Below are 10,513 nucleotides of genomic sequence, written 5' to 3'. Positions count from 1 at the left end.
TTAACTACAGAACTATTTGACTATTTATGTGAATATAAAACTAGTATAAGCTTAGTTGTTAGATAATGATTTATATAGAAAATAAGGCACTGTTACAACTATTTAGAAATTTACTAGAATAAAAAGTTAATTAGTTTAGATATAATGTGACATAGAGAGTTTATGATCTTCCAGCTGAGAACTGAAGATTCGAGTAATTTTAATAATATCTTCCTTCGAAAAATTTTTTAGTTTATCTGAGTTAACCAAAGCAAATATACTTATTTCATAAGGCTTATTTTTACCTAATACGTTATATACTATAGATGAAAAATTTATAGAAGTTATCATATATTTTGCTTTATTGCTATTAACATATTGTTTTATTCTTTCTGACTTTATATAACCTATATAAAATGATAGTCTAGAATCTTTCGTTGTATCTTTATCGGCATTATCGATATTGATACTTTCAATAACTTTTCCATCCTTCATACATATTAAATTGTTATCTGACATTGTTATAGAGTCATATTCTTGTCTATTTTTATTAAAATAATATAAATCATTTATAAAATTAACATCTTCAGGGTGTAGATGAGATATTATATGAAAATCAGCTTTAATCTCTTCAATTGTAAGCTTTTTAAAGTACTTCCCGGGGCTATCTACCAATGAGATTTCCAGCTTAGTTGAATCATTAACTATTAAGCCAGCAATCTTTGAAATTACCCTATACTTTACGGAAAATTTAGGATGAAAAATTGATATATACATCCTAAAAGCACTACTGATATTCATATTTTTAATAAACTTCAACAGGAGCTGATGAAGAAGTAAATAAATACATAGAGTTAAATAAACTCTCATCAAATTTAATTCCTTTCATTTTAGAAAATACCAATTAATTATCTTATCAAACAATAATACTATATATTAAAATGCTAATCAATAGTGAAAAGTAGGAACCTTATATTTCTTAAATTTCTAAATAGTTGCAACAGAGCCCTAAATGGAAATGAGCTTATATTTGGTGTATAAAATATTTAATAAATAAATTATTTTGTGTAAATTATGAACTAATTACATAATTATTCAACATTTTATGACTAGTTCTAGATGAATATTAAGGATATTTAATGAAGAGTTTACAAAAAGAATATACTATTCTCATTCTAATGTTTACATTGATTATAGATGTTATGGGCTTAGGGTTAGTGTTCCCAATAATTCCAGAGTTAACTTTGGATAAATCTAACTTATTATTGTTAAATAATAATATATCTTCTTCAACAAGATATATCTTCTATGGAATAATAATGGCAGCATGGCCTTTAGGGCTATTTATAGGGAGTTCTATAATAGGAAGATTATCTGATCAATATGGACGTAAAAAATTGTTAATTATATCTCTTTTGGGTATTGCTTTAAGTTACGTCTTGTCGATATTTGCAATATTTATTTCAAATATTTATATATTTATATTAGGAAGATTTATTATTGGATTATTTGGTGGAAGTTTTGGATTAGCTCAAACTATAATAATAGATATATCACCCAAAGATAAAGTTGCACGTAATCTAAGTTTTGTGACGTTATCATGTGCAATAGGTATGATATTAGGACCAGTTATAACTACTGTAATAGGTAAAATATATGAAAGTAATAGTTTCCTAGCAACAATACTCCCTTTCTTTATTGGTGGATTAGTAGCGATATTAAATCTAATCAGTGTCTATCTGTTTTTAAGTGAAACAAACAAGAATAAATTAAAAAACTCTAACGCTTCAAATTGGATAGATCTAATCTTTAGTTTTAGAAAAGTTTTTCTTGATAAAAGGGTTTCTATATTAGTGATATCTTTTTTATTTATGCAGATAGGATGGGGTATATATATACAAAGCTTTCCTTTATTAATGTCCTCTAAATTTAGTCTCAATCAAGCACAAATAGGATTATCTTTTTTATGTGGAGCTATAGGATATTTAATCGCAATATTAATATTACTCCCTCTGTTTATGAAATATTTTAGCTTAAAATTATTAGTAATAGCAAATGCCATTTTTATTACTATTTCATTATTATTAAGTTCTTTATATGCATCTGTTTTTATTGAATATTTATGTTTTACAATAAACTCTATATTTCAGTTATTGTTCTATAGTGCTCTTTTAACTTGGATATCAATGAAAGTAAGCAATGATGAATATGGGCAAATAATGGGGGGCACAGTTTCTATATTTGGCGTTGCTTGGGGAATTAATGCATTATTAATCTCTGGTTTTGCTCATATGAGCTTAAATTTCCCAATATATATTGCTGCGTTTTCTTTATTATTGTCTGGTCTTATTGTATTTAAAACTATAGACGCATCTAAAGTTAGTTAGCTATGGATATCTACGGTACTTACGCGGCAAAGCCGCTGAGAACTAGGAAAGTTTATCCACATGTAAACGCATGGTGTTGTACATTCGACTACATAAAAAAGTAAGAGTCCTTATTTTAAGTAATAAAATAGTGAAAACAAAGCTCACCAAGAGGAGGCTTTATGCCTTTATTAATTGAATTATTTAATAAAATCGTAGAGAAAAATCAAAATAAAATATCTGTAGTATCAGCAACTAAGTCATTAACATATAAGGAGTTAGATAACTATTCAACTCAAATTGCAAAGGTTATTGCAAAAAAAATAACTAAAGGGGATAATATTGGTGTCATATACACTAAAGACTCAGAACTTATAATTGTAATACTTGCAATTCTCAAGGCAGGAGGTGTTTATATTCCTATTGATCCTAGAAGTCCTCAACAACGCATAGATTATATACTTGAAAATGCTAGGACTGATTTAGTAATTGGAAAACCTGAATATCAATATTTAGTAAATGAGACTCGATTCTATTCGTTAGCAAATTTATTTGATCAACATAATGATGAAATTTGTTTACCAAACCTTGATGAAGATGATAATGCTTATATTATCTACACATCTGGAACTACCGGCAACCCAAAAGGTGTAATTATTCCACATACTAATATTACATATTTAATATCTTCTATAATGAAAGCCTCTATTAATATATCGAATGCAGATGTATGGACAATGTATCATTCATATGCTTTTGATTTCTCAATATGGGAAATATTTTCACCATTACTTACTGGAGGACAACTTCATATATTAGAAGAAAATGTTATTCAAGATCTTAGTTTATTAATTGATTATATTACAAGAAGTAACATAAGTGTATTAAGTTTGACACCATCTGTTTTTAAAAGGTTATTAAATCAAGATAATATACAAAAAATAGTAAAATCATCCTTAAGATATATTGTTTTTGGAGGAGAAAGGTTTGATCTTAATGATTATCAGCAATGGTGTGAAAAAGTAAAAAATAGTAATGTATCACTTGTAAATATGTATGGTATAACAGAAACAACTGTACATACAACATTTCATCATTTAAATGATTATGACCTTACTAACTCTTCCGCTTCTCCAATAGGAAAACCTCTTGCTCATTTTAATATTAAGCTGCTTGATGAAAACCGTAATGAAGTTAAAAAAGGAGAAGTTGGTGAAATTTATGTTTCAGGTAATGCTTTAGCTAAAGGCTATTTTAACAATCCTAAGTTAACAAATGAAAAATTTATTAATTTAACGCTGCCTAAAGATAAAACTAAAAATATTTATTATAAAACAGGAGACTTAGCAAAAGTTGATGGAGACGATATTTTATACTATATAGGTAGATCAGATCGACAAGTTAAATTTCATGGATATAGAATAGAGTTAGATGGTATAGAGTCAACTTTACTTAAGCATGATTCTATACACAACTGCCTAATATATATTGATAAAAAAGCTTTTACTGAAGTTATGATTTGCTTTTATCAAGCTGAGTTTGAAATTTCAGAGCTTGAGCTAAAAAAGCATCTAACTAGATATCTTCCAAGCTATATGGTTCCAAATAGTTTTATATTTTTTGATAATATCCCTACTAATATCAATGGAAAAATTGATAAAGAATGGCTTTTAGAAAAATATAATGCTAATAGAACTGTCAATAACTTGTTAGTATCAAGTGATCCTAATGTTGTAAAACTTGCAAAAATTTGGGGTAAAGTTCTAAAACATGAAAATATAGATTATAATTCTGATTTTTTTAAGATAGGAGGATATTCACTATTAGTTACTGAGTTAACTAAAGAGGTTGTAAAAGAATTTAGTCTAGACGTTAAAACTGTTGATTTAATTCGTAATCCTATATTTTCATCTTACCTAAATACTATTTTAGATTGCAAACCACTAGATGCTAGTAGCACTAGTTTGAAAATTAAAAACTCTCTTTCTCCTTCACCGAATCAACAAGGACTATTTTATACTTGTCAATTTAGAACATCTTCTGAGTATAATGTTGGGTTTATTTTATACTTCAATCAAAAAATTTCATTTAATAAAATAAAACAATCATTATTGGAAATATTAGAATCACAGATAGCTTTTAAAATAAACTTTGAACAGTATATGGGAGAGCTTAGACTAAAGATTAATGATTGCGATGAAAATTGTATTAGAAATGAAGATTTTAATAGTAATAAAGAATTAAATGAAACGGCATTAGAGTGGAATAAACATAGCTTTGATCTTACAAAGTTTCCACTATATCAATTTAGGTCTGGAACTGTAGAAGGCAAGTATACATACTTATATATTAATATTCATCATACAATAATAGATGGATATTCACTAAATATCTTCATAAAACTATTATTAGAATCTTTGAATGGTCATGAAATTATAAAAGATGATAGTTATTTGAAATTCATAGAAAGATCAATAGATAATAAAACTATTGAATCAAAAAATTTTTGGAACAAGTATTTAAATGGCATATCATCAATAAAAATTAATTTACCAAATATTAAAGCGTATAAGGAACAATTAGGTAATTCTTTTGAGCTTGCTATTGATAAAGATACATCTACTGGTATTGACACCTACTGTAAAGAAGTGAGTATTTCACAATATACTTATTATTTAGCTTCATTTGGGGTTCTTATTAACTATATAACAGATAATAATGATTTTATTATAGGAGTTCCATATGCTAATAGGGAAGTCTCCTATATGGATTCTATAGGTTATTATGTTAATACTCTTCCTGTTAGAATAAAATTTTCAGATACAGAATCTAAAATCGACTCTCTAAGGAGGCTAGATAAAAATAATATCGAATTACTTATACATCAAGGAGATGATCTCTCTTATATCTTAAGTGAAACAAAAGTAAATGGTGATAATTTTAGTGTATTATTTGCATATCAGAAAGATATTGTATCTGAGAAAACAATTAGTAATATATCGTGTAAACCTGTAGCCGTTAAAAATAGTAATAGTAAGTTTGATTTATCATTGTTCATTACATTTGATAATGAGAAGCCTATTTTAACATTAGAGTTTAATCCAGAGATTTTATCTTTATCTTTTATTCAATCATTGGCAAGTTTATATATAAAAGTTCTTCGGGAGTTATTAGTTTCCTCAAATACAAAATCAATATTAGATTTGTCCTTAGCTAAAGAAAAATACAGCTTAAAATCATTTAAAAATATTTCTGTTCTTGAAGGGAGAACTGAGAAGTTAGACTATAATAATATTATAGAAATATTTAATGAGCAGGTGATTAAATCACCAAAAGCTATAGCTATTAAAGATATCCATACAACATATACATATGAAGAATTAGACACACTTACTACACAAATAGCTTTAAAGATTAATAACTTTTGGAGAAAGGATGAGATTATAGGGTTATATATGACTCGATCTTGTGAGACTATAATTTTTATTATTGCTATTTTAAAAGCAGGAAAAGCATATATTCCATTACATGAGGATTTACCACTTGAACGTATTGAATATATTGTTAATCAAGTCTCTCTTAATGTTGTATTTTCAAATATTAGTCATTTGGATTTTGTAGATAATTGTATTCTATCTTCAGACTTTTTAAATGATGTTAATACGTATAGTAAAAAAATGCAGATAAGAGTTAGAGGCGATAGTAATGCATATATCCTTTTTACTTCAGGCACTACAGGAAACCCTAAAGGAGTTATCCTTGGACATAATTCATTAGTCAATAGAATCATGTGGATGAAAGGTCGTTATAAAGTAAGTTCAGATGATACGTTTATGTTTAAAACGCCTTTTAACTTTGATGTTTCTTTTGGTGAGATATTTTTACCATTATGCTCAGGAGCAAGCCTTTTTATTGCTAAAGCAGATGGACATAAAGATTTTAATTACTTAATTGATATCATAAAAAATCAGCAAGTATCTCATATTTACTTCGTTCCTACAATGCTTAAGCTGTTTTTAGAGTATTTAAAATATGGGGATCATTCACTTTCATCTCTTAAGATTATATTTTCCAGTGGTGAAGCATTGATGCAGAATTTAGTAAATGAATGTTATAGGTATTTACCTAATATTAAAATTATTAATCAATATGGACCTACAGAAGCAGGAGAAGTAAGTGATTATGAGACTAAACCTAATGATATACATAAAGTAGTACCATTAGGTGATGTTATTAATAATTCTAAATTTTTAGTACTCGATAAAAATAAGAATATAGCTTCAATAGGTAAACCAGGAGAGTTATATATATTGGGGGAATCTTTATCTAAAGGGTATATAAATAATCCAATTTTAACTAAAAATTCTTTTGTTAATATAAAAAACTATGGATTAGCCTATAAAACAGCTGACTTGGTTGTATTAGATTCTAATTTTAATATGCAGTATTTATCAAGATTAGATAATCAAGTTAAAGTAAATGGTGTAAGGATTGAATTAAGCGAAATAGAGCACAATATTCAAAATATTAAAAATATAGAACATGCTTTTGTTACCACAAGTGAAAATAAGATTATTGCATTCTTTAAAACTAATGGAATGACTATCTCAGATAGTGAAATCTATTTACACTTAGAAAAGAAAGTTCCAAAATACATGCTTCCTAGCAAATTAATACAAGTTGATGAGTTTAAAGTAACAATAAATGGAAAAATAGATAAGAAGTTCTTAATTGACAAGTACTTGGATAGCAAACTTTCAGCAAAAGGAGATAAGCCAGAAAAATGTACTATAGAAAAACCTATTAATAATAAGTCTTTAATGAGAAAGAATAGTTTAGACAGATATAATAAAACTCAAGTTAAACTCATTAATATATGGTTAGAGATTTTGAATCTTAATTTGGAAGATTTTTCATTTGATGATTCTTTTCTTCATTTAGGAGGAAGTTCAATATTAATTGCAGAATTAATACTCAAAATATATAAACAAATAGGTCTTGAAATAATGGTTTCAGATTTTGTTAAAAATTCAACACTGAATTATTTATTAAGTCTTATAGACAATAAAGATAATTTGTTACAAGACTCTATTTCAAATACAATGGATAAAGATTTGAATGAAATTATATCAAACCTCCAAAACAATACAGCTAAACATGAATTTAAATATTTAAAAATATTTGTTACGGGTGGAACAGGATTTGTAGGTAGGAATTTTATTAAAGAAGCATTAAGAATAAATCAACAAATTACTATCATTTGTGGGACTACATCAAGAAGTAAATTTGATGATTTATTGCTTAGGAATTATTTTACTAATGAAGAGACTCAAAGAATTGAAGTTTTAGAAGTAGACTTATCTAAAGAGAAATTAAATTTATCTGATGATAAATATACATATATTACAAAAAATGTAGACACTATTGTACATATTGGTGCATATGTTAATCATCTTTTTGATTATAAAAAACATTTTAAAACTAATGTTTTTGGAACTTTAGAATTATTGAAAATTTGTGGGATAGGAAAATCAAAAAAATTAACCTTCATATCTACAACAGGCTGCAATAACTCCTTTGATAATAATGGGGAATCAAAGATAAGCTTCAGTACACACTCTAATTATTTTGATCATTTAGGTGGATATATCCAAAGTAAATTGGTTGCTGAGCAAATGTTGATAAGAGCTAGAAATCTATCATATAAAACACAAATCCTTAGAGTTGGGCAGGTTGGTCCAAATTCAAAAACTAAAGATTTAGTTGTGAAAGATAACCATGTTAGTAGCCTTGTAAATATGGTTATGGGAAAGAACATATATCCAAATTGGGATAATTATTTTGAATGTTTACCTGCAGATATAGTCTCTAATGTTATATATAAAGAATCTAAAAAAGTTGATCATAATAAAACTATTCTCTTAGCAAATAAAAAATTAGTTACTTGGTTAGATTTCTTTAATTTAATATCACCTGATGCTAAGGCTATTAGTCACAAGGATTGGTATAATAATATTCTAACTCAAGCAGATCAAAAAACCGAAGAATATTTATATAAACTAATACCTTTGTACAAAGAGGAATACTTTCAAAGTGAGTTTGATCTATCAGGAGATATTAATTCAAATGTAGATTATTCAGAAATTGCAAATAATTATATTTATGCAATAAAAAAGGCTCTTTCCGAGGGGAGCATTCCTGGCATAGTATATTAAGCTACGTTTTTATAAATCTGATTTTTTACCAATTTCCATTCAACCAGCTATTCTCAGTGAATATTCAAAGCTCTTAAGATCAATACTTAATTTTTAATTCTTTTAACTCCGAACTGAGGTTACTTGGGCTCTTTTCCAATTGTTGTTGCTAGATAGCAAACCTATCAAAACCATTCAAATCTAAACAAATTCTCTGAAAATATGATGTAGGTGATCCCAATCCATAACATCTTCTTTTCAGAACTTTTATTTTATTATTCAGGCCTTCCACAAAACCACTATTTTTTCTTTTTTTGAAATAATTCAAAATCTGAGGCTTATATTTATTTAAGGTATCAATAAACCTATTAAATATATTTATATCAGATCTTTCAATTCTTTTAACCCATCTATTAATCTTAGTATTAACATGTTTACGGCTATGGTGAGTATTAAATATATGAGTTAGCCTTATTGCTAGTCTATGTGCCTTTTTCAAAATTGGTGAATACTTGTATAGTAAGGCTAGTTTTTGCTTATCTTCTTTTGTCAAACATTCATGATGTTTACGTAATATCCACATCATATCATTTAATTTAGTATACTCTCCAGATGGTAATTCTGATTTAAGCCTATTCATTTCTTTAGTTCTTAGTTTATCTAACGGTTTACGATATAGCTTTGCCACATGATACCTATCAACTATAACCTTTTGCTCACCAAATACTTCTATAGCTGAATTTACAAAATCATCATACATATCAGTACATATATTTTTAACCGTTTTCTTTAGTTCTTTAGGTATGAGATCTAAAAAGCTTTTTACAGTTTCCTTTTTTCTATCCTGTAGTACAGCTAGAACAGACAATTTATCAGCTTTAGATTTTGTACTAATAATAGTCATATATTCCTGATGTCCTTTTTTAGTACTAATTTCATCAATGCCTATAGTATCTAAGTTATCATATTGGCTCCAATCAACGCTAGTACCAACTTGACGATTTAGAACTCTTTGGATAGTTTTATATGAAATTCTATCTTTGCGGGAAACGGTGATGTTGCTAATAGTCATTTTCACATATAGAATATATTTCCAAAAATGGCAAAGATTGAAGTTATCTGTAAACACTGTAATTCTAATAAAGTAAATAAAGCAGGACAACGTATACTAAAGTCAAAACCTGAAAGTGTACAAACTTATAGATGTAAGAATTGTGGGAAATATTTTCAACTAGAATATAAACAAATAGGTAGACTACCAGAAACTAAAGAAGCCATAATTGATATGTGTAGTAATGGTAGCGGTATTAGAGATACTGCAAGAGTTTTGAAGATAAGCACATCAACAGTGATAAATACAATAAAAAAAAGCCAGTAAATTACTAAAATGTAACTGGCAAATGTTACAGTCAATGAGCCATGTAGTACTCATGCCACTAATGCTTGAGTTGGATGAACAGTGGTCATTTGTTAAAAATAAGAAACAGCAACGATGGTTGTGGCTAGCACTATGTCATAAGACTGGGCAGATAGTAGCTTATTGTCTTGGTAGACGTACTGACGATACATTCTTGCTTCTTTTGAAAACCTTGCAATGTTTCAATGTAGAGTTATGCTTTACAGATGATTGGGGAAGTTATTCTAGACTTATTCCAGAAAAATATCATCAGATAGGTAAACGAAATACACAACGAATAGAAAGGAAGTTTCTAACATTCAGAACTAGAATCAAGCGGCTTGCTAGGAAAACTATTTGTTTTTCAAAATCTATATTAATGCATGACTCAGTAATTGGAATTTTTATAAATAAAGTAGAGTGGGGATATAATATATAAATGACAAATTAATACATCACCGTTATTTTAAATTAGTGTATATATTCTAACCTTTATAAACTCTAGTTTCTACAACAACACAAAATGGAAATGAGCCACTTATATTTTGTCGCACTTACAACTTGAATCTAAGTTATAA

At 27.4% G+C, this 10,513-nt stretch carries 5 protein-coding genes; 3 read left to right on the top strand and 2 right to left on the bottom strand.

Annotation, left to right across the window (positions count from 1 at the left end; all coding sequences use genetic code 11):
* Window positions 1-135: 135 nt before the first annotated feature.
* Complete coding sequence (locus F3D62_RS11970) at window positions 136-756, bottom strand: hypothetical protein (RefSeq protein WP_150468476.1); 621 nt, start codon at window positions 754-756, stop codon at window positions 136-138.
* Between the two features lie 362 nt (window positions 757-1,118).
* Here F3D62_RS11970 and F3D62_RS11965 point away from each other — a divergent pair, with 362 nt between their 5' ends.
* Both F3D62_RS11965 and F3D62_RS11960 read left to right on the top strand, forming a co-directional pair.
* Window positions 1,119-2,366 carry an MFS transporter gene (locus tag F3D62_RS11965; protein WP_150468475.1) on the top strand — a complete coding sequence of 416 codons (1,248 nt, stop codon included), beginning with the start codon at window positions 1,119-1,121 and terminating at the stop codon, window positions 2,364-2,366.
* Window positions 2,367-2,527: 161 nt separating this feature from the next.
* A complete protein-coding gene (locus F3D62_RS11960) occupies window positions 2,528-8,560 on the top strand; it encodes a non-ribosomal peptide synthetase (protein WP_150468474.1) in 6,033 nt (2,010 codons plus the stop codon).
* Between the two features lie 148 nt (window positions 8,561-8,708).
* Here the strand turns inward: F3D62_RS11960 and F3D62_RS11955 are convergent, their stop codons facing one another.
* On the bottom strand, window positions 8,709-9,611 hold the full coding sequence (locus F3D62_RS11955; protein ID WP_150468473.1) for an ISL3 family transposase: 903 nt from the start codon (window positions 9,609-9,611) through the stop codon (window positions 8,709-8,711).
* 27 nt (window positions 9,612-9,638) lie between these two features.
* Here F3D62_RS11955 and F3D62_RS11950 point away from each other — a divergent pair.
* Window positions 9,639-10,374 (top strand): IS1 family transposase gene (locus F3D62_RS11950; protein WP_411961323.1). Its coding sequence is split into 2 segments (ribosomal slippage): window positions 9,639-9,910 and window positions 9,909-10,374, totalling 738 coding nucleotides; the frame shifts between segments, so codons are not numbered across the junction.
* Window positions 10,375-10,513 lie beyond the last annotated feature (139 nt).

It is taken from the genome of Francisella sp. SYW-9, from assembly GCF_008711465.1.
Lineage (GTDB): Bacteria > Pseudomonadota > Gammaproteobacteria > Francisellales > Francisellaceae > Francisella.
The sequence above is the reverse complement of the archived record's forward strand: the minus strand, read 5'-3'. Positions and strand labels throughout refer to the sequence as shown.

Excerpts from the sequence above, each read along its gene's own strand:
- F3D62_RS11965 (WP_150468475.1), top strand. The coding sequence starts at position 1,119 with ATGAAGAGTTTACAAAAAGAATATACTATTCTCATTCTAATGTTTACA.
- F3D62_RS11960 (WP_150468474.1), top strand. The coding sequence starts at position 2,528 with ATGCCTTTATTAATTGAATTATTTAATAAAATCGTAGAGAAAAATCAA.
- F3D62_RS11970 (WP_150468476.1), bottom strand. The coding sequence starts at position 756 with ATGTATATATCAATTTTTCATCCTAAATTTTCCGTAAAGTATAGGGTA.
- F3D62_RS11955 (WP_150468473.1), bottom strand. The coding sequence starts at position 9,611 with ATGACTATTAGCAACATCACCGTTTCCCGCAAAGATAGAATTTCATAT.